Source organism: Pseudomonas sp. NCHU5216, assembly GCF_052156495.1.
Taxonomy (GTDB): Bacteria; Pseudomonadota; Gammaproteobacteria; order Pseudomonadales; family Pseudomonadaceae; genus Aquipseudomonas.
The window spans coordinates 160,685-180,718 of sequence record NZ_JBQLIX010000001.1 but is presented as its reverse complement, the minus strand read 5'-3'; the positions used below and the strand labels follow the sequence as shown (position 1 = coordinate 180,718).

At 61.7% G+C, this 20,034-nt stretch carries 19 protein-coding genes; 3 read left to right on the top strand and 16 right to left on the bottom strand.

Annotated elements, in window-relative coordinates; all coding sequences use genetic code 11:
- Positions 1–196: 196 nt before the first annotated feature.
- The 8 genes from ACSVIK_RS00820 to ACSVIK_RS00785 form a co-directional block, all read right to left on the bottom strand.
- Positions 197–568 (bottom strand): hypothetical protein, encoded by a 372-nt coding sequence (locus ACSVIK_RS00820; RefSeq protein WP_442442470.1) that lies wholly within the window; start codon positions 566–568, stop codon positions 197–199.
- 161 nt (positions 569–729) lie between these two features.
- A complete protein-coding gene (locus tag ACSVIK_RS00815; RefSeq protein WP_442442469.1) occupies positions 730–1,710 on the bottom strand; it encodes an IS5 family transposase in 981 nt (326 codons plus the stop codon).
- A 65-nt stretch (positions 1,711–1,775) separates the two neighbouring features.
- Positions 1,776–1,991, bottom strand: a complete 216-nt coding sequence (locus ACSVIK_RS00810) for a hypothetical protein (RefSeq protein ID WP_442442468.1) — start codon at positions 1,989–1,991, stop codon at positions 1,776–1,778.
- 33 nt (positions 1,992–2,024) lie between these two features.
- Positions 2,025–2,834, bottom strand: a complete 810-nt coding sequence (locus ACSVIK_RS00805) for a tetratricopeptide repeat protein (RefSeq protein WP_442442467.1) — start codon at positions 2,832–2,834, stop codon at positions 2,025–2,027.
- Positions 2,835–2,874: 40 nt separating this feature from the next.
- Positions 2,875–3,684: a tetratricopeptide repeat protein gene (locus ACSVIK_RS00800; RefSeq protein ID WP_442442466.1), complete on the bottom strand. Its 810-nt coding sequence runs from the start codon at positions 3,682–3,684 to the stop codon at positions 2,875–2,877.
- 43 nt (positions 3,685–3,727) lie between these two features.
- Positions 3,728–5,923 carry a phospholipase D-like domain-containing protein gene (locus tag ACSVIK_RS00795; protein ID WP_442442465.1) on the bottom strand — a complete coding sequence of 732 codons (2,196 nt, stop codon included), beginning with the start codon at positions 5,921–5,923 and terminating at the stop codon, positions 3,728–3,730.
- Positions 5,924–5,935: 12 nt separating this feature from the next.
- Positions 5,936–8,347: a type VI secretion system tip protein TssI/VgrG gene (tssI, locus tag ACSVIK_RS00790; protein WP_442442464.1), complete on the bottom strand. Its 2,412-nt coding sequence runs from the start codon at positions 8,345–8,347 to the stop codon at positions 5,936–5,938.
- A gap of 109 nt (positions 8,348–8,456) precedes the next feature.
- Entirely contained in the window at positions 8,457–9,338 is an 882-nt protein-coding gene (locus tag ACSVIK_RS00785; RefSeq protein WP_442442463.1) for an RluA family pseudouridine synthase, read from the bottom strand.
- A gap of 122 nt (positions 9,339–9,460) precedes the next feature.
- Here ACSVIK_RS00785 and ACSVIK_RS00780 point away from each other — a divergent pair, with 122 nt between their 5' ends.
- The 3 genes from ACSVIK_RS00780 (at position 9,461) to ACSVIK_RS00770 (ending at position 13,017) form a co-directional block, all read left to right on the top strand.
- On the top strand, positions 9,461–10,123 hold the full coding sequence (locus ACSVIK_RS00780) for a COG3650 family protein (RefSeq protein ID WP_442442462.1): 663 nt from the start codon (positions 9,461–9,463) through the stop codon (positions 10,121–10,123).
- A 123-nt stretch (positions 10,124–10,246) separates the two neighbouring features.
- Positions 10,247–11,254 carry a type I glyceraldehyde-3-phosphate dehydrogenase gene (gene gap, locus ACSVIK_RS00775; protein WP_442442461.1) on the top strand — a complete coding sequence of 336 codons (1,008 nt, stop codon included), beginning with the start codon at positions 10,247–10,249 and terminating at the stop codon, positions 11,252–11,254.
- 158 nt (positions 11,255–11,412) lie between these two features.
- On the top strand, positions 11,413–13,017 hold the full coding sequence (locus tag ACSVIK_RS00770; RefSeq protein ID WP_442442460.1) for an NAD(P)/FAD-dependent oxidoreductase: 1,605 nt from the start codon (positions 11,413–11,415) through the stop codon (positions 13,015–13,017).
- A gap of 112 nt (positions 13,018–13,129) precedes the next feature.
- Here the strand turns inward: ACSVIK_RS00770 and ACSVIK_RS00765 are convergent, their stop codons facing one another.
- From ACSVIK_RS00765 to ACSVIK_RS00730, 8 genes are all read right to left on the bottom strand, one after another.
- Positions 13,130–13,510, bottom strand: a complete 381-nt coding sequence (locus tag ACSVIK_RS00765) for a hypothetical protein (RefSeq protein ID WP_442442459.1) — start codon at positions 13,508–13,510, stop codon at positions 13,130–13,132.
- Positions 13,507–14,019 carry a GNAT family N-acetyltransferase gene (locus tag ACSVIK_RS00760; RefSeq protein WP_442442458.1) on the bottom strand — a complete coding sequence of 171 codons (513 nt, stop codon included), beginning with the start codon at positions 14,017–14,019 and terminating at the stop codon, positions 13,507–13,509. Before ACSVIK_RS00760 ends, ACSVIK_RS00765 begins: the two co-directional genes overlap by 4 nt.
- 81 nt (positions 14,020–14,100) lie before the next feature.
- Positions 14,101–14,433 carry a Na+/H+ antiporter subunit G gene (locus tag ACSVIK_RS00755; RefSeq protein ID WP_442442457.1) on the bottom strand — a complete coding sequence of 111 codons (333 nt, stop codon included), beginning with the start codon at positions 14,431–14,433 and terminating at the stop codon, positions 14,101–14,103.
- Positions 14,434–14,593: 160 nt separating this feature from the next.
- Positions 14,594–14,863: a K+/H+ antiporter subunit F gene (locus ACSVIK_RS00750; protein ID WP_159973263.1), complete on the bottom strand. Its 270-nt coding sequence runs from the start codon at positions 14,861–14,863 to the stop codon at positions 14,594–14,596.
- Positions 14,848–15,351 (bottom strand): Na+/H+ antiporter subunit E, encoded by a 504-nt coding sequence (locus ACSVIK_RS00745; RefSeq protein WP_442442456.1) that lies wholly within the window; start codon positions 15,349–15,351, stop codon positions 14,848–14,850. The genes ACSVIK_RS00750 and ACSVIK_RS00745 overlap by 16 nt, the downstream gene beginning before the upstream one ends.
- Positions 15,348–16,853 carry a monovalent cation/H+ antiporter subunit D gene (locus ACSVIK_RS00740; RefSeq protein WP_442442455.1) on the bottom strand — a complete coding sequence of 502 codons (1,506 nt, stop codon included), beginning with the start codon at positions 16,851–16,853 and terminating at the stop codon, positions 15,348–15,350. The genes ACSVIK_RS00745 and ACSVIK_RS00740 overlap by 4 nt, the downstream gene beginning before the upstream one ends.
- Positions 16,850–17,179, bottom strand: a complete 330-nt coding sequence (locus tag ACSVIK_RS00735) for a Na+/H+ antiporter subunit C (RefSeq protein ID WP_442442454.1) — start codon at positions 17,177–17,179, stop codon at positions 16,850–16,852. Before ACSVIK_RS00735 ends, ACSVIK_RS00740 begins: the two co-directional genes overlap by 4 nt.
- A 1-nt stretch (position 17,180) precedes the next feature.
- Entirely contained in the window at positions 17,181–19,973 is a 2,793-nt protein-coding gene (locus tag ACSVIK_RS00730; protein WP_442442453.1) for a monovalent cation/H+ antiporter subunit A, read from the bottom strand.
- Positions 19,974–20,034 lie beyond the last annotated feature (61 nt).

Genomic DNA, 20,034 nt, shown 5'->3' with positions numbered 1-20,034 from the left:
ATCTGCCCATAACCAGGGTGCCTGGTTGCAAACACCCCATTGCACGTCCTGAGACATATCGAGGCTCATGCGTGCAAGGCACTCCTGTCGTGGCGCCATCGGCCAGCGCCAGCACCGGGCAGACCTGCAGTAACTGAGAGGATGAGGTGGACAGCGGTGGGCTGTGAGCGGGCGGGCAAGCATGGGGAGATCGAGTTCAACCTCTGCCCATCGTTTTTTCTTGTGAGCTGCGCATCGCAGTGCCGAGTTCTTTCAGCCACTTGGATGCACCTCGCAGCATGAAGTACAGGATTAACGGTACCCCGAGGGTCAGCAACAGACCATCTGGCCAGCGATGAGGGTCACCATGGATAAGACCTGCGCCGACGACAGCGAGGATCAAACAGAACCGCGCAATGATCGAAAGCTGTTTGATAAAAGGGATGCACCCGGCCAGTGAAAAGCAGCCTGCTGCGACAAAGAAAGGCACACTCCCGGTCATCACCGGTACGACAGTCAGGATAACGGGCATGGCCAGCCCCGAGAGCACGGCCCAGAAAACCTTCAACCCAGCAAGCCAAGTATTCATCAGCGCTGCGTTAAGGAAGGTCTGAAATAGGCCGCTATTTTTGGCCGACTTCGGTCGCTACCGATCTTGAAAGAGTCCATCTGATCAGAAAATGCTCAGATCACCCGTTTATTTTGCCGCCTCTGACCTCCGCACGCCGCCTGCGGAGGCCATTTTCCACATTACAGACGCACCTCTCCTGCACCCATCAACAAATATCGGCGTGCCATCCACAGATTCGACAGAGCAAATAACGTCACCATCTGTACCGTGTTCTTCACCAAGCCACGAAACCGCACCTTGGTGTAACCAAACTGGCGCTTGATCACCCGGAACGGGTGCTCAACCTTTGAGCGGGTCTGCGCTTTGGCTTTCTCGAGGCTGCGGTATGCCTTGTACAGTGCGCTTTTCTTGCCGTGCTTTTCGTACGTGCTGCGCCGAGCCGCGATCTGCCAGATGACCTGGCGCCCCTCATGCTCCTCGCGCTTCTCGACGCCTGTATAACCGGCGTCAGCCGCCACCATGTTCTCTTCGCCATGCAGCAGCTTGTCCACCTGGGTGACGTCCGCAACATTGGCGGCTGTGACATGGACGTGGTGCACCAACCCCGACTCCACATCGACCCCAATATGCGCCTTGGCGCCGAAGTAGTACTGGTTGCCTTTCTTGGTCTGGTGCATTTCGGGGTCGCGTTTGCCTTCCTTGTTCTTGGTCGAACTGGGCGCATGGATCAGCGTGGCATCGACGATGGTGCCCTGGCGCAAGGACAGGCCTCGGTCGCCCAGGTAGCCATTGATGACACCGAGAATGCCGGCAGCCAGGTCATGCTTCTCCAGCAGTCGACGGAAATTGAGGATGGTCGTTTCGTCCGGGATACGCTCCAGGCTCAAGCCTGCGAATTGGCGCAGGATGGTCGTTTCATACAGCGCCTCCTCCATGGCTGGATCGCTGTAGCCGAACCAGTTCTGCATCAGGTGTACCCGCAGCATGGCCATCAACGGGTAGGCCGGCCGACCGCCTTCACCTTTGGGATAATGCGGCTCGATCAGTGCCACCAACCCCTTCCAGGGCACAACCTGATCCATCTCGATCAGGAACAGCTCCTTGCGGGTCTGCTTACGTTTACCGGCGTATTCGGCGTCGGCGAAAGTCATCTGCTTCATTGAGAAACTCGGGCAACGGGATTGGCCTATTTCACCAGAAACGGGAAGTCTTCTTCAGACTTTCCTTAAGTCTTTTTCTTACACAGCACTGCCAAAGTGGTGACACCACTGATGCAGGCCAAGCCGAGGAAAACCGCAGACAAGGTCAAGAGATAGTCAAGGTCATCGGTTCCTCTACCGCCCCCTGTCACCGCACCTGCCACGCCTCCCATCCATAGCAGAACCGAAAGCAAAGCCAGAATCAAAAAGAGCGACGTGGAAATGATCGACAATACTTTCATTGGTTTTCCTTCCACGACATAAAAAGATGAATATCAATAATCGTCCGCACAGCCAGTAGGCTTCCAGTTGATGTCCTTGTCGGCGTGGTAGCCCTGGACAGGGTGTGGAGGAAGCGGGTGATCTTTGGCCAAGTTAGGGAAACGGGCATCGGGATCGCTCTTCAACTTCCTGTATACATTCCTGTAGTCCTCAGCGAGACTTACATCCATTTTATACTCGAACAAACCTTCCCGAAACACATCCTCAATCTCCATAGCGGCTTTGGGCTCACCCAAAGCCGCTGCTCGTTGATAGTAATGCATGGCGACAGGATAGTTGACATCAATACCTTCATAATAGGTGGCAAGCTTATAATTTGCGTCAGCAAAATCTTGTTTGGCGGCGCATTTCAAGTAGCCCAGCCCTACAGAGTCCTGATTTTTATCATATATATATATATAGCCAATTCGAGTTTGCGCATGCGGGCTTCCTAGGTCTGCAGCCTTTAGCAGAAAAAGCACAGCCTCCCTGTCAGACTGCACCACCCCCACGCCTCGCTGCACCATAACACCCATGTCGTAGTAGCCAAGCGGCACATTCAAATCAACCATTCTCTGATAGAGATCAATGGCTTTATTGGTGTCCTTGGGTACGCCCTTGCCACGCAAATAAAGCTCTGCAAGATTATGCATGGCTTTCCAATGTTCTTTGTCAACAGCTTGTTGATATAGCTGGGCTACTTTCACCCAATCTGGCAAGCGTTCCTTGCTTATCTTTCTGGCTTGTTGAAACCAGCCGTCAGCCTCTTTATCAAGCTGAGGCGCCGTATCCTTTTCATGTACGCACTTGAACTCGTAAGCCATGGCTGGCGCCATCGCACAGAACAAACTGAGAGTGACTGCCTTAATAATCGTCCGCACGGCCAGTAGGCATCCAGTTGATGTCCTTGTCGGCGTGGTAGCCTTGGATAGGGTGTGGAGGAAGCGGGTGATCTTTAGCCAAGTTAGGGAAGCGGATATCGGGATTATCGTCTATTTGGTCATATACTTTCTCGTAGGCGCTGGCGACTTCCTCGTTTCGCTCATAACCGAACCTCCCTTCTCTGAATACCCTCTCGATATTCATTGCCCCTTTTGGCTCCCCCAAAGCCGCTGCACGCTGATAATAGTGCATTGCGACAGGATAATTTGCATCGATATTCTTGTTATAACTGGCCAGCTTATAATTAGCATCTGCGAAACCCTGCTTGGCGGCGCATTTTAAGTAGCCCAGCCCTACAGAGTCCTGATTTTTATCATATATATATATATAGCCAATTCGAGTCTGTGCATGGGGGCTGCCCATGTCGGCCGCTTTTATCAGAAAAAGCATAGCATCCTTATCAGATTGAACTACCCCCACGCCGCGCTGCACCATAACACCCATATCGTAGTACCCAAGCGGCACATCCAAGTCGACCATTCTTTGATAGAGATCAATGGCTCTATTGGTGTCCTTTGATACGCCCTTGCCGCGCAGGTAAAGCTCTGCAAGGTTATGCATGGCTTTCCAATGATCTTTATCAACAGCTTGTTGATAGAGCTGGGCTACTTTCGCCCAGTCTGGCAAACGTTCCTTGCTTATTTCTCTGGCTTGCTGAAACCAGCCATCAGCCTCTTTATCAAGCTGTGGCGCAGTATCCTTTTCATGCACACACTTAAATTCGTAAGCCATTCCCTGCGATCCTGAAAAAATTAGCGTAATAGTAAGCAGCGCTTTAATCCACAGCTGTCGCATAAGGTGTCACCACATCCCAAAATCTGACAATATTACCCACTAAAGGACGATTTTTCTTTTGGCTTTCCCAGTTGTCATTTATCACGTCATTCCAAATATCAAAATCAGTCTTAACATTCTTGACACCACCCTTATTTGCTGTTATCGAAACCCCCGAATGCATCTCCCACAACCGCTCCCGCCACAATCTGGTGGTCTTTGGACTCGGCATGGCGATATTCAGTTCGGAGTCACTAAGCAGACTGCGGGCGTTGATATTGGCCGAACCCAGGGTGAAGAACAGGTCGTCCACCAGCAGCAGTTTGCTGTGTACGTAGATGGCCTTATATTTCGCCGTGCCTTGCTCGGGGCCGAGGGTTTCGGTGATCTGCTGCTCGGTCTGGCGTTCGCTTTGGGTTTTCGCGGCGGGAGAGGCGGAGTTGCCGCTGTCACAACTGACCAAGGTGGCTACGATGACCTTCATGCCTTCGGGCGGCAGCATTTCCGGTTCCAGCTCGCGGGCGACAGCCTTGTTGTAGTGGGCGTTGGGGTCATCCGCGATCAGTTCATCGGCACGCGCCTCGTCGATGTTCTGCTGACGCATCTTGCTGCGTACCTGCTGCAATTCGCGATCACGCTCAGGTGATGCGGGGCGTGCGCTGAGTTCGCGTTCCCGATAGGCCAACTGGCGCTGATCATAGAGATTGTCGCGGTGGGCCAATGGCATCAGCTCGGCCTGGCCCAGGCTCTCCATCATGTCGTAGGAGGTGCTGGAAAAGTGACCACTTTCCGGGTTGTTGGTCACCACGAACAGATGCAGATCATGCAAGGCCCCTGCTGCCTTACGCGCTGCGGCGGTGTTCTTGAGGCGTTCGGCCAGCGGCTTGTAGCGGAAGTACTGGTTTTCCATGTAGGCGTACTGGTGCACGTTACCCAGCGCCTTCTCATAGACTTCAAGGATGGCCTCTTCCGGCCCTTCCTCCGGATGAGTACGACATATCTGCGCCGGTTCGCCGCCGTTCTGGATATAGCTGAGCGGCGTGGTCGTGCGTCGTTGGCTGGCCAACGACCCCTGGAAGATTCGTCTGATCCAGCTGGTGCCACTGTCCCAGGCATTGCAGAAGTTGTGGTTGAGGTCGAACAGCACCGGACCTTTGACGTGCAGGGACAAGTCCTGCCAAGGGCCGAAACCGATATCACGGTTGGCGGCCTTGTCGTCATACAGGTGAGCGGTGGTATCCCAGTAGTTGCGGTGCAGGTTGTGCCCCATCACGAAGCCTTCTGCCAACTCGGGATGCTGGTAGTCGGTGACCAGAGTCTTCTGGTGGTGGCTGGGGAACAGGCTGAGCAACAGTATCTGCAACCCCGTCAGTTCGGTGCCTTGAAAAAGATCCTTCCGCAGTAGCCTACCCAGGATCAGAAGGCGCCCCCGATGAAGTCTGAAACCAACATCGTCGTGATAGGTCAGGCTGCCGACGAGATCAAAGTCCCTCGTCCTGAATTCGATATTGCGTACCTGACCGCTGTGTACCCAGCGAAACCAGTTGCGGGTGTAAACCTGGGCATCTGGATCATGTGCGGTTCCGCCTGAGTCGCTGCCCTTGGTGTAGCCGCTGTCCAGGGCATCCAGCTTGCCTTGAATGCTGTTGAGCCGATCACGGCTGGCGCGTCTCTTCGCCTCTTCGTTCGGCCCCAGCTCTGCCAACTTCTGGCGCTCTTCTTCCTGCTCGAGCAACAGTTCCTGGCGTTTGCGTTCACGCGCGGCAGTATCCACTGGCTGGCCTTCGCTCTGACCCGAGCCCAGCCAAGTGCCGCCCTGGCCACTCATACCCTCGCCGATTACGGAGTTTTCCCCGAGCTGGGCGAGCTTGTTGTTCCAGATCAGCACACGCACTTCCACGCCTTGTTCAGCCTTGCGCTTGAGCAGATCGCCCAGGGGCAGCGCGTTCGGGTCATCGCGCTTGAGACGCATCGCCGGGTCGAAGCCCCAACTGATGATATCGACGCTGTGCCGGGCCTTTTCGATGCACTCGTACACCTTGGCGAAGGCTTCCTCGCCGCAGACGAGCGGCGTCACGACGTTGCCGGCTGGCCGTGGTGGACTCAGCGGGTTCTTGAGGTGGGCGAACCAGTCCAGTGTCACCGTGGCGCTACGGTCGTCCAGAGACAGGCTGAGATTCTGATCGAGGTAGGTCATGTCTAAGTCCTTTTACTCGGTGTCCTTGTGCTGTCCTGCCAACAGTCGACGGAAATCGGCAGTATCTCGAAGAGGCTCCAGTGAGGCTGCTTGCGCAGGGTAGTCACGATATCCCTGGCGCCCCAGTCGTTCGCTCAGCGAGCGACTCTGAGCATCGGCCTGTTCTTTCACGGCCAGGGTGAAACGATGCCCGTTGACGGTTTCGATCACATAAGCCTGCGTGCCGGGGCGGTGCTCGAAGCGCACATAGCCCTGCGCGTCGGAGAAACCTTTCTCCAGCAACGCACCGTCGGCGAAAAGCTGATAAGGCTCGTCCGCATAGCCCGGCAAATTAGGCAATGGAGCCAGACGAACCGCTAGCTGGTTAGGCCGTGGCTCAACAGCATTACCAATGGCCTGCTCCAACAAACTCCCCGCCTTGTCACTATCCGCCGCGCCTGGCAGCACGGGCGGTTTGATCTTGATGCCCGAGCCCTTGCCCGGTGAGCCGCCGGCGTTGAGGCGGGCCAATGGGCCGCTGATGGTGATGCCGCCGGGGTCGAGCTTGATAAAGCTGCCGCCCGCCTTGATGGTCAGTTCGATGCCGGCTTCGATGACCATTTTCTGCCCGGCCTTGAGATGAATCTCCCTGCCTGCCTTGGTCAGTTGTGCGGTGCCGAGTTTGATGTGCTGGTCGGTGCCTACCGTCAGGTGATCCTGCGGTTTGACTTCCACCTTGCGCTCGGCGGTGACGGTGAGGTGTTCCTCGGCCAGCAGTTCGGTGTAGCTGTTCTTTTCCACGGTGTCGTGGCGTTTGTTGCCGACGCGGATCTTCTGGTCGTGCTCGATGTTCTCGTCCCAGTCGCGCTGGGCGTGGAGGTAGATCTGCTCGGCGCCCTTGCGATCTTCGATGCGCAGTTCGTTGTAGCCACCACCGCCGGGGCTGCTCAGGGTTTTGAACACGCTGCGGGTCTTGTTCGCCGGCAGGTCGTAGGGCACCACGTGTTCGGCGTGGTAGAGGCAGCCGGTGACCAGCGGCTGGTCGGGGTCGCCTTCGAGGAAGGTGACCAGCACTTCCATGCCGATGCGCGGGATGGTGATGGCGCCGTAGCGATCACCGGCCCAGCTTGAGCTGACCCGTAGCCAGCAACTGGTCTTGTCGTCGGCCTGGCCTTCACGATCCCAGAAGAATTGCACCTTCACCCGGCCATATTGGTCGCAGTGGATTTCTTCGCCGGCAGGGCCGGTGACCACGGCGGTCTGGCTGCCGAGCACCTTGGGTTTGGGGTGTTTCAGCGGCGGGCGGAAGGGCACGTCCCAGGGGGTGGCGAGGAAGCGGTTGCGGTAGCCCTGGGTAAAGTCGGTGTCGCTCTTGTCCCCCTCTCCCCAAAGGGGCGAGGGAGCCGTTCGGCGCAGGGCTGAATCACTGGTGATGGACTCTTCCAGCACCTGCGGCTGTTTGCCTTGGTGCTGCACTTCGGTGAGCAGCCACAGGGCGTTCCATTCGCGTTGCGGGTGTTCGGAGATTTCCAGCAGGTGGCCGCTGACCAGGCGCGGTTGGTCGCTCTTGCCTTGCAGTTGCTGGTAGTCGCTGCGATGGCGTTCCAGGGCGCGCTTGGCCAGGTGCTTGCCGCGTGTGCGGTCGGTGTAGCGGCCAGGGTAGTCGTAGTCTTCCAGGGCGGGCAGGTGGTCAAGCTCGCCGGCCTTATCGCCCTGGTAGGTGGCCTCCAGCAACAGGCGCGGTTGCTCGAAGTCGTAGTCGCGGCGGGTGGTGCGCCGGGTGCGGGTTTCCAGGCGCAGGGCCAGGCGCTTGAGCACCGGGTCGTCGGCGGTCATGCCGCTGTCCTGGATGTAGGGCGTGGGCCTGCCGAGCTTGGCGAAGGCGCTCTGGTCGTCGCCGAACACCAGCACATGGCCGCTTTCGCTGTGGTGGAAGTGGTAGTGGATGCCTTCCTCTTCGCACAGGCGCTGGACGAAGTGCAGGTCGCTCTCGTCGTACTGCACGCAGTAGTCGCGTTCGGGGTAGACGGTGGGGCCGAGCTGGAATTCGTAGCGGCCCTGGACGATGCCATGTTCTTCGAGCACCTGGGCGACGATCTGCGGCACGCTCAGGTGCTGGAAGATGCGCTGGTTGATGCGGTACTCGAGCAGTTTGAGCTGCGGCACGAGGCTCAGGCGGTAGCGGGTCAGGCGTTTGCCGGATTCGCCCTGCTCGGCGCGGTGGATGATGCCGTGGATGCCATCGCCGTTGGGGCTGAAGGCGAGGTAGGCGTGCTGCTGCAGCAGGGCCTTGAGGTCGAGGTCGGGGCGCTCGCTGATCAGTTCCACGTCGAAGCGGTAGAGCTGGCTGACGGCCTCTCGCCCGCTGAATTCGAGCACCTGCAGGTCGTGCTCGATACCCTCGATGTTCAGGCTGAAATGGGTTTCGTTGGCCGGGTTGAACATGCCGTCATCCTTCCTCCGTGAAGTGAGTGCCATGCAGACTGCACGCAGCGAGGCGGCGATTCAATGCTGGCGGGGCGATAGCATGATGTGGGTCACGCTATGCGAGCGCTCACCAGGAGAGCTGCAAAGCGCTGTGGAACTCACGCTCCTGGCCGCTGAGCGGGTCGACGAAGCGCAGGCCACGGGCCAGCAGCTTGAGCGGCCTGGTGTAATCGTCGGGCTGCTCGCGGTGGCTGCTGAGCTGTGGATAGAAGTCGTCGCCCTGAATCGGCGCGCCGAGCCCGGCCAGGTGCACGCGCAACTGGTGCTTGCGCCCGGTCACTGGTGACAAGCCGTAGCGCCACCACTGGCCATGGCGCTCCAGTACTTCGATATGCGTCTCGCTGTTGGCCTGCCCCGCCACCTCCTGCATGCGGAAGAAGGGCTCGCCCTCCACCATGCGCGAACGGTGCACATGGGGAAACTCGAGCTGCGGCAAGGCCGGGGCGATGGCCTCGTAGCGCTTGTGCACCTCACGTTGGCGGAATAGCGCCTGGTAAGCACCGCGCGTGTTCGGCTGGCAGGAGAACAGCACCAGCCCGGCGGTGAGCCGGTCGATACGATGGATCGGCACCAGATCCGGGTTGCCGGTACGCCTGACCAGACGCGCCAGCAGCGTCTGCTCGACGTACTCACCGGCCGGCATCACCGGCAGGAAGTGCGGTTTATCCACCACCAGCAGATGCTCGTCTTGCCACAGTACCTGCTCCTCGAAGGGAATCGGCGTTTCCGCCGGCACCTCGCGGAAGTAACGCACCTTGAGCCCGGCACGGTAGGGATGCGCCGCATCGATGGGGGCGCCATCGGCATCCAGTACCCGTCCGCGTGACATGCGTTCGAGCCAGGTGGCACGGTCGATGGCCGGGAAGTGGTCGCACAGGCAGTCGAGCACCGTGACCCAGTCGCCCTGAGGCAGATGGAGGGTGCTGGGACGCATGGCGAAATTGGACATGGGGAACGAACCGAACGCAATCAACCGGCGCATTAGGCCGCAGCCGGCGCGCCGCGTCAAAGCGAACGACTTGAGCCGAGGCCACGCTGTGGCTATGGTGGCGGCTTCCTTCGGAGGCCCTCATGTCCATCACCCGTAGCCTGCTCGCCACCCTCACTCTGCTCCCTCTCGTGACCGCCTGCCAGGTCTATACTGGCAAGCCCGAAGGCCCGCCCCCGGCCACGCGCCTGCAAGGGGAGGTGCAAGTGCAGAACGGCGCCCTGCTGTTCACCCCCTGTCAGGAGCAACGTCACTTCAGCCTCAGCGGTAGCGGCATCGAGCGCGAGGCCATGAACCTGCTGGCCGGCAACCGCAGCAGCCTGTTCGCCGATCTGGCCGGAGAGCTGGGCGGCAGTCAGGGCCAGGGCAGCGATGGCCGCTTCGAGGTCAGCCGGGTGTATCGCCTGCAGGCCGAAGGCCATGGCTGCGACGACCTCAACTTCAAGCGCCTGGTGCTGCGCGCCAGCGGTAACGAGCCTGCCTGGCAGGTGGAAGTCGGCAGCAAGGGGCTGGTGCTCAACCGCCCGAATCAGCCGCCCCTGGCCCTGCCCTATCTGGAAGAACAACTGCCGGACGAGCGCATCAGCTTCAGCAGCGAGGCCAATGGTCAGCGCCTGGAGCTGTGGGTGGCGCCGCAGCGTTGCGTCGACAGCATGAGCGGCACGCTCAATCACCTCAGCGCCGAGCTGCGTCTCGACGGCCAGGTGCTGCGCGGCTGCGCCCACTTCGGTGGCATGCGCAACTGATCGGCGTAGCGAGCCACCCACTCGTCGCCAGGCGATCCCTTCCATCCGTTACCACCCGGCCGCTTGGCATGGAGTCGAACTCTCCACCTAAGCTCAAAGAGCCAATGATGGAAGGAGACCGCCATGCTACGCATAGCCCTGAACGGATACGGGCGCATCGGCCGCGCCCTGGTGCGCGCCCTGGTGCAACGCGATCTGCAACAACGCATCCGCCTGGTCGCGATCAACGATCTCGGCGATTACACCACCCTCACTCACCTGACCCGCTTCGACTCCACCTTCGGCCGCTTTCCCGGCCAGGTCGAGCTGCACGACGACCAATTGCACCTGGGTGGCCAAGCGATCCACCTGCTCGGCGAGCGTGAAGCCGTCAACCTGCCCTGGCGTGATCTGGGGGTGGATCTGGTGCTGGAATGCTCGGGCAAGTTCAAGCAGCGCGAGCAGGTCGAGCAGCACCTGACCGCCGGCGCGCAACGCGTGCTGCTTTCGCATCCGCTGGAAAGCGCCGATCTGACGGTGGTGTACGGCGTCAACCATGACCGGCTGAAGACCCAGCAGATCGTCTCCAACGCCTCCTGCACCACCAACTGCCTGGCACCGCTGGCCAAGGTGCTACACGAAGCGGTGGGCATCCGCCAGGGCCTGGTCAACACCGTGCACGCCTACACCAACGACCAGAACCTGCTGGACAAGGCCCACGACGACCTCTACCGCGCCCGCGCCGCCGCACTGTCGATGATCCCCACCAGCACCGGCGCGGCAAAGACCATCGGCCTGGTGCTGCCGGAGCTGGCCGGGCGCCTCGACGGCCTTTCGGTACGGGTGCCGACACCCAACGTGTCGCTGCTCGACCTGACCTTCAGCGCCGAGCGCCCGCTCAGCCGCGACGCCATCAACGCCGCCCTGCAGGCCGGTGCCCTGGGCCTGCTGCCGGGAGTGATGGAGTGCAACGAGCTGTCGCTGGTGTCCAGCGACTTCAACGCCCACCCGGTGTCCTGCGTGGTCGACCTCAACCACACCCGCGTGCAGGAGGATCTGGTCAAGGTGCTGGCCTGGTACGACAACGAGTGGGCCTTCGCCAACCGCATGCTCGATGTGTTGCTGTACTGGCATCACCTGACTCGCAAGTAGCCCGGATGCAATCCGGGGATTGAGAATGCGGGATTTCCCGGATTGCATCCGGGCTACGTCGAGGCTTCCTGCCAGCGCGACCGCAGGACGGCGATCCTGTACAATCGCCGCCCTTCTTGACCTTGCCGGATCACCACCGGCCCAACGGGATATTCGCCATGATTCGCCTGACCGAACTGAAACTGCCCCTCGACCATCCCGAGGAGGCCCTGCGCCCGGCCATCGTCCAGCGCCTGGGCATCGAGGATGGCGAGCTGCTCGCCTTCAGCGTGTTCAAGCGCAGCTACGATGCGCGCAAGAAGTATGGCGACATGCCCTTCATCTACACCCTCGATTGCGAGGTGCAAAACGAGGCCGCCCTGCTCACCCGCCTGGCCGATGACAAGCATGTCGGCCCGGCACCGGACATCACCTACAAGCCGGTCGGCCAGGCCACGGCGCCGTTGAACGAGCGCCCCATCGTCGTCGGTTTCGGCCCCTGTGGCATTTTCGCCGCGCTGATCCTGGCCCAGGCTGGCCTGCGCCCCATCGTGCTGGAGCGTGGCAAGGAAGTACGCCAACGCACCAAGGACACCTGGGGCCTGTGGCGCAAGAACGTGCTCGACCCCACCTCCAACGTGCAGTTCGGCGAAGGCGGTGCCGGCACCTTCTCCGACGGTAAGCTATACAGCCAGATCAAGGACCCCAACCATTACGGACGCAAGGTGCTGGAGGAATTCGTCAAGGCCGGCGCGCCGGACGAGATCCTCTACGTCAGCAAGCCGCATATCGGCACCTTCCGCCTGACTGGCGTGGTCGCCACCATGCGTGAAGAGATCAAGGCCCTCGGTGGCGAAGTGCGCTTCCAGCAACGGGTCAGCGACCTGCTGATGGAAGACGGCCAGCTCAGCGGCGTGATGCTGGAGAGCGGCGAGCAACTGTTCAGCAAGCATGTCGTGCTCGCTCTCGGCCACAGCTCGCGCGACACCTTCCGCATGCTGCATGCCCGTGGTGTTTATCTGGAAGCCAAGCCCTTCTCGGTGGGTTTCCGCATCGAGCACCCGCAATCGCTGATCGACCGTGCTCGTCTGGGCAAGTACGCCGGCCACCCAAAAATCGGCGCCGCCGACTACAAGCTGGTACACCACGCCAGCAACGGTCGCGCGGTGTATAGCTTCTGCATGTGCCCGGGCGGCACCGTGGTCGCTGCCACCTCTGAGCCGGAGCGTGTGGTCACCAACGGCATGAGCCAGTATTCGCGCAACGAGCGCAACGCCAACGCTGGCATCGTCGTCGGCATCACCCCCGAGCAGGACTACCCGGGCGGCCCGCTGGCCGGCGTCGAACTGCAAGAGCGCCTGGAGTCGCACGCCTACGTGCTTGGTGGGCGCAACTACGAGGCGCCGGGGCAACTGGTGGGCGACTTCATCAAGGGCACGCCGTCCACCGCCTTGGGTGAAGTGCAGCCGTCTTACAAGCCGGGCGTGCGCCTAGGTGACCTGGCGCCGTCGCTGCCGGCCTTCGCCATCGAGGCGATCCGCGAGGCCATCCCGGCCTTCGCCAAGCAGATCAAGGGCTTCGACCTGGCCGATGCGGTGCTCACCGGCATCGAAACGCGCACCTCCTCGCCGGTGCGCATCACCCGTGGCGATGACCTGCAGAGCCTCAATCTCAAGGGCCTGTATCCGGCCGGTGAAGGCGCGGGTTATGCCGGCGGCATTCTCTCGGCGGGCGTGGATGGTATCCGCGTAGCCGAGGCAGTGATCAAGGATATGCTCGGCTAACAGCCAAAGCCTGATCACAACTGCACACCCTGTAGGAGCGGCTTCAGCCGCGATGCTTGCGCACGCCGCGCCAGCCCTTTACCGGCTGAAACGGAACGCCGCCCAGCCGCCTCTATCGGCGCCTGCCAAAACGCAGCAGCAACAGCGTTGCAGACAATGCCAATACCAGCACACCCACACTGACCACCAGCAGGCTGCGCAGCGGCGTGCTGGCAAAGGCGTTGACCCAGTACAGCGTCCACAGCGCCAGGCAGATGCAACTGCCGATCAGGCCACTGCGACGACTGCGGCAACTCATCAGCCAGATCGCATTGGCCAGCGCCAAAGCGCCAAACACGTAGAGCGAATGATGCAGTTGCAGCCCATAGTTGAGATCGCGTCGAATGCTGCCAACCATCTGCCGATAAGCCTCGAAAGCCCCCTGGTAGAGCACCAGGGCCAGCAATGGCTGCAGGACGGCCAGCAAGGCGATGGTAGCCAGACGTTTGATCACTCCTCGGACTCAGCTCTCAAGCAGCACAAGGTCGAACGCCCCGAGCCATTGGGCCGGCGTTCGGAGTCGACATAGGTGCGCAACTCGACGAAGCCGGCCTTGCGCATCATCCCCGCCGAGGCAACATTTTCCTCATGGCGGTCGATATAGATGTCTCGCAGCTCCTGCGCCAATAGCCTGTCCACCACCTCTCGCAGCAGCCGCGAGCCCAGGCCTCGGCCGGCCTGCTGGCGATGCACCACTGCCTCGCAGATATAGGCGTGCGCCTGTGCGGCACGTGAAGGCGGCTGATGTTCGGCGAAGGCATCGGTCAGCCGGTAACTGACGAAACCCTGCAACTGGCCGCCCTCCTCTGCCAGCCAGGCGTGTGTCTGCCCAGTGGCGATGGCCGCCAGATGCGCGCGCACCTCAATTTCGGGCAAGTAGTTCCAGGGGTTGGGGCCGTGCTCCAGGAGCAGATCGCACATGGCCTCGATATCGGCCGTCCGGGCCGCGCGCAGCTGCAGCATGAGGGTCACCTCGTCCGAGTCAGGCGCTCAGTCTAGGAACCCGGCATGCGCGCCGACAGATACAGCCGCGCGGGAAAACTGTCACTGCTCCCAGGGGCGCCCACGCGTCCGCTCGTTCAGCGGCAGCTTCTGCTGCAAGGCGGCCTTGGCCAGCATGTGTGCACTGACCGGCGCGGTGATGAACAGGAACAGGGTGATCAACAGTTCGTGCAGGCTGATGCCATTGCCGCGCGTACCGAAATAGATCAGCGAGGCGATGACCATGCCACCCACCCCCATGGTGGTGGCCTTGGTCGGGCCATGCAGGCGCATGAAGAAATCCGGCAGGCGGTACAGGCCGATGGCACCCACCAGGGCGAACAGGCTGCCGAGTAGCAGGAACAGCGCGACCAAGCCTTCGATCCAAGTTTGCATACAGCAATCTCCGTAGAACGATTTTACGATCTCGCGAGCTAGCGCCATGCAAGGCAAAAACAGGTGAGGAACGGTCGGAGTCGCGAGCGACTGTACTTTTGTACATGAGCATTCCGAGCCAGTTTTTAACGCAGCAGGGCCGACGCGCAGCAGATCGTTCTTATTCGATGATGTCGCCGCGCAGCAGATACTTGGCCACGGCCACGGTGCCAATGAAGCCCATTACCGCGATCAGCAACGCTGCCTCGAAGTACAGATCCGAGCCCAGCCAGATGCCGAACAGCACCAGCAAGGCGATGGCATTGATGTACAGGGTATCCAGGGCCAGGATGCGGTCGGGCATGTCCGGCCCCTTGATCAGCCGGGCCAGGGTCAGCACCAGCGCCAGGCCCATGATGGCCAGGCAAATCGGGATCACGAACGCGAGCATGCGAACACCTCCAGCAGCGGGGCTTCGTAACGGGTCTGGACACTGCGTACCAGCTCGGCTTCGTCATCCACGTTGAGGCTGTGGATCAGCAGTGTGCGCTTGTCGTCGCTGAGATCGGCCGAGACGGTGCCCGGCGTCAGCGACACGATGCTGGCGAGCATGGTCAGCGCCAGCTCGTCGTCCAGTTGTAGCGGCACCTCGACGAAGGCCGGGCGCAGGCGGCTGGTGGGGCCGAGGATGAGCTTGGCCACCTCCAGGTTGGCCACCACGATGTCGCCCAGCACGCGCAGCAGGAACAGGCATAGCTTGAGCGGCTTGCGCACCTGCGGCGGGTTGATCCAGAACACCTGGCTGACCAGGGGGATCAGCCAGCCGAGGAATGCCCCCAGCAGCCAGTGACCAAAACTGAAATTGTTCACCAACAGCAGCCAGACGCCGAGAAGACACAGGCTCAGCAGCGGATGCGGCAACCAGCGACGCGCGTTCATGCGCCACCTCCGCTGTGCAGGATCATGTGGTAACTCCCCAGGTCATGCAGTTGCGCCACCGTGGCGGCGAGGTAGTCCAGCGCAGGCGCGGCGCAGGCCACCAGCAGCGGGCTCATCAGCAGCAGGCCGATGGCAGCGAGCAGACGGCCGGTGTCCAGCTCGGCACTGTCCAGTTGGCTCAGCCCGACGCGCCAGAACAGCGTGCTGCCAGCGCGGCTGAGACTGATCAGGGTCACCAGGCCACCAATCAGCACCACCGGCCACAGCAGCGCGGCCTCCCAGCCTGGCCCGACGGCCTTGAGCAGCAACACCTTGCCGAAGAAACCGGAGAGCGGTGGCAAGCCAGCCACGGCAATGGCCCCGGCGAAGAACAGCGCCCCGAGAATGTGCGGGTTCTGCAACGCCGGGCCCTGGATCAGTTGCCCCAGCTTGATGCCACGCTGGCGACTGATCAGATCGGCGATGAGGAACAACGCCCCCGCTACCCAGGTGCTGTGGATCAGGTAGAACAGCGCCGCCTGCAGCGCCTCGGGCGTACCCAGGGCCATGCCGGCGAGCAGCGTGCCTACCGACAGCACCACCAGATAGGCAAGCATGCCTTGCAGGGTGACCGAGGCGAAGGCACCGATGGCGCCCAGCGCCAGGGTCAACAGGGCCAGCGGCCATAGCCACTCCTGCACCATGTGCGAGAGGTTGCCGGCTTCGTCGCCGAATACCAGGGTGTAGACGCGCAGGATCGAATACAGGCCGACCTTGGTCATGATGGCGAACAGCGCCGCCACTGGCGCGGTGGCCGAGGCGTAGGCACGCGGTAGCCAGAAGTACAACGGCAGGAAGGCCGCCTTGAGGCCGAACACCACCAGCAGCAGCATGGCCGCCGCCGCGATCAGTGGCGCATGATCGGCACCGGCTGCAGCGACGCGTACCGACATGTCGGCCATGTTCAGCGTGCCGGTCACGCCATACAGCGTACCCACAGCGATCAGGAAGAAGGCCGAGCCGACCAGGTTGAGCACCACGTAGTGCAACCCAGCCCGCACCCGATCCTTGCCGCCGCCATGCAGCAGCAGCGAGTAGGAAGCGATCAGCAGGATCTCGAAGAAGACGAACAGGTTGAACAGGTCGCCGGTGAGGAACGCACCATTGATGCCCAGCAACTGGAACTGGAACAGCGCATGGAAGTTGCGCCCACGCTCGTCGTCGCCACGCATGGCATAGAGCACCGCGAACAGCGCCAGCACCGAGGTGACCAACAGCATCAGCGCGCTGAGGCGGTCGAGCACCAGCACGATGCCGAACGGCGGCTGCCAGTTACCCAGGGCATAGACCTGAATCACGCCCTGATCAGCCTGCAGCAGCAGCCACAGGCTCAGTGGCACCAGCAAGACGGTGGCAGCGACGGAAACCAGCCGCTTGAACGGCATGTCACGACGCGCAGCCACCAGCAACAGACTGCCTGCCAACATGGGCAGGAGCAGAGGAAGGATCAACGCATGGTTCATCGATGCTGCTCCCGGCCATCGACGTGGTCGGTACTCAGCTCACCCACGCTGCGCAGCGCCAGCACCACGACGAAAGCGGTCATGGCGAAACCGATGACGATGGCGGTCAACACCAGCGCCTGCGGCAGCGGGTCGACATACTGCGAACCAAGCCCGATCACGGTCGAGGCCCCGGTTTGCAGGCGCCCCATGGCGAACAGGAACAGGTTGACCGCGTAGGAAATCAGGGTCAGGCCCATCACCACCGGGAAGGTGCGGGCTCGCAATAACAGATACACGCCGCTCGAGGTCAGAATGCCAAGCGCGACGGCAAATAGCGCCTCCATGTCAGAGTACCTCCTGTCCGGGCTTTTCCTGGGTCAACTTGCCCAGGTTGGCGAGAATGAGCAGGGTCGACCCGACCACAGTCAGGTAAACGCCCAAGTCGAAGAGCATGGCCGTGGCCAGCTCGATCTCCCCCACCAGGGGGATATGGAAATGACCGAACGCCGAGGTCAGGAACGGGCGCTCGAACAGCCAACTGCCCAACCCCGTGGCGGTAGCGATCATTACGCCGCCGCCTGCCAGGCGGTGGTAATTGAGCGGCAGACGCGATTGCGTCCACTGCACACCGCTGGCGACGTATTGCAGGATCAGCGCCACGGCGGTGACCAGGCCGGCGATGAAGCCGCCACCCGGCAGATTGTGACCGCGCAGGAAGATGAACACCGAAATCAGCAGCGCCATCGGCAACAGCACGCGCGACAGGGTGGCGAGGATCAGCGGGTGACGATCACGCGCCCAGCTACGCCCTTCGGCGTCGGCATTGGGCTGGAACAGGCGCAGACCATCGAGCATGGCGTAGATGCCCACTCCGGCGATGGCCAGCACGCTGATCTCGCCCAGGGTATCGAAGCCGCGGAAGTCCACCAGAATCACGTTGACCACGTTGGTGCCGCCGCCGCCGGAAACGCTGTTGGCCAGGAAGTAGCCAGCGATACTGTCGTAAGGGCGCGTCAGCACGGCGAAGGCCAGCATGGCCACCATCACCCCGCTGCCGATGGCCAGGCTGAAATCGCGCAGTGCGCGCATGCTGCTGGACTCCACCCGCGTCTGCGCCGGCAGGAAGAACAGCGCCAGCATCAGCAGAACGATGGTCACCACCTCCACCGATAGCTGGGTCAGGGCCAGATCCGGCGCGGAGAAGCGGGCGAAGGCCAGGGCCACCATCAGGCCGACCACGCTGAGCATCAGCAGCGCCACCAGGCGCTGCCGGTGGAAGATCACCGTGACCAGCGCCGCCAGGGCCAGGATGCCCAGGCCCAGAGCGGTGATGCCGTCGATCGGGCTCAGCGCGACGGGGCCGATCAGCTCCGGCAACGGCCCCAGAGCCAGCACCACCACGATGATCCCGGCGCCCAGCAAATAGGCGATGTAACGCTGCAACGAGCCATTCTCCAAGCCACGGGTGAAAGCCGAGGCCAAGGCGAACAGGCTCATCACCACACGCTCGAACACCAGCTTGGCATCGACCCTGGGCATCCCGGCGTACCAGCGGAACAGCGGCTTGCGCAGCGCATACACCAGTACACCGCCCACCAGTGCGACCACGCTCATGATCAGCGGCAGGTTGACGCCATGCCAGATCGCCAGGCTGTACTCCGGCAGTTCCCCACCCAGGGTGGCTGAAGCCGCCGCAGCCAGCAGCGGCGCCACGGTGTAGGCCGGCACGATGCCCACCAGCAAGCACAGGAACACCAGCACCTCCACCGGCACCTTCATGTAGCGCGGCGGCTCGTGCGGCGGATACTTGGGCAGGTCGATGGGCTCGCCATTGAAGAACACGTCATGGATGAAGCGCAGCGAATAGGCCACCGAGAACACCCCGGCCAGGGTCGCCACGGCCGGAATCACCCAGTTGAAGCTGCCCAGCAGGTGCTGGTGCAGGGTTTCGGTGAAGAACATTTCCTTGCTCAAGAAGCCGTTGAGCAGCGGCACCCCAGCCATCGCCGAGGCCGCCACCATGGCCAGCATCGCCGTGTGCGGCATGTACTTCCACATGCCATTGATGCGCCGCATGTCGCGGCTGCCGGTCTCATGGTCGATGATGCCGGCGGCCATGAACAGCGAGGCCTTGAAGGTGGCGTGGTTGATGATGTGGAACACCGCTGCCACCGCCGCCAGGCGCGTATCGAGGCCGAACAGCAGGGTGATCAGGCCCAGGTGACTGATGGTCGAGTACGCCAGCAACCCCTTGAGGTCATGCTGGAACAGCGCCAGGGTCGCGCCGATCAACAGCGTGGTCAGGCCGGTCAGGCTGACCAGATAGAACCACCACTCGGAACCGGCCAGCGCCGGGTACAGACGCGCCAGCAGGAATACGCCGGCCTTGACCATGGTCGCCGAGTGCAGATAGGCCGAAACCGGCGTCGGCGCGGCCATCGCATGGGGCAGCCAGAAATGGAAGGGAAACTGCGCCGACTTGGTGAACACCCCCAGCAGCACCAGCACCAGCGCCAGCGGGTACAGCTCGTGGGCACGGATCGCATAGCCGGCGGCGAGTACCTGCGACAGCTCGAAGCTGCCGGCGATATGCCCGATCAGCAGGATGCCGGCCAACAGCGCCAGACCGCCACCGCCGGTGATCGCCAGGGCCATGCGCGCACCCTTGCGCGCATCGGAGCGTGAACCCCAGAAGCCGATCAGCAGGAACGACGACAGGCTGGTCAGCTCCCAGAACACCAGCATCAGCAGCAAGTTTTCCGACAGCACCACGCCAAGCATGGCGCCCATGAACAGCAGCAGGAAGGCGAAGAAGCGCCCCATCGGCTCGCTCTTGGACAGGTAGTAGCGGGCGTAGAGGATCACCAGCAGACCGATGCCGAGAATCAGCAGGGCGAAGAGAAAACCCAGGCCGTCGAGGCGCAGGCTGAGGTTGAAACCCAGTTGTGGCAACCATTCGAGCTTGACCCGCAGCACCTCACCGGCGAACACGCCTGGCTGCAGGCTGAACAACAGCACCAACGCGATCAACGGTGGCAGTGCAGCCGCGACGGCACAGGCCGAACGTCCCAGGCGCTCGGTGAGCACCGGAAGGAACAGCCCCAGAAATGGCAAGGCGACGATCAACGCAAGCGCCATCAGCAAAACCCCTTATGCAGGCACGCCGGCCAACCACGACCGACGACGAGAACTGGAGTCG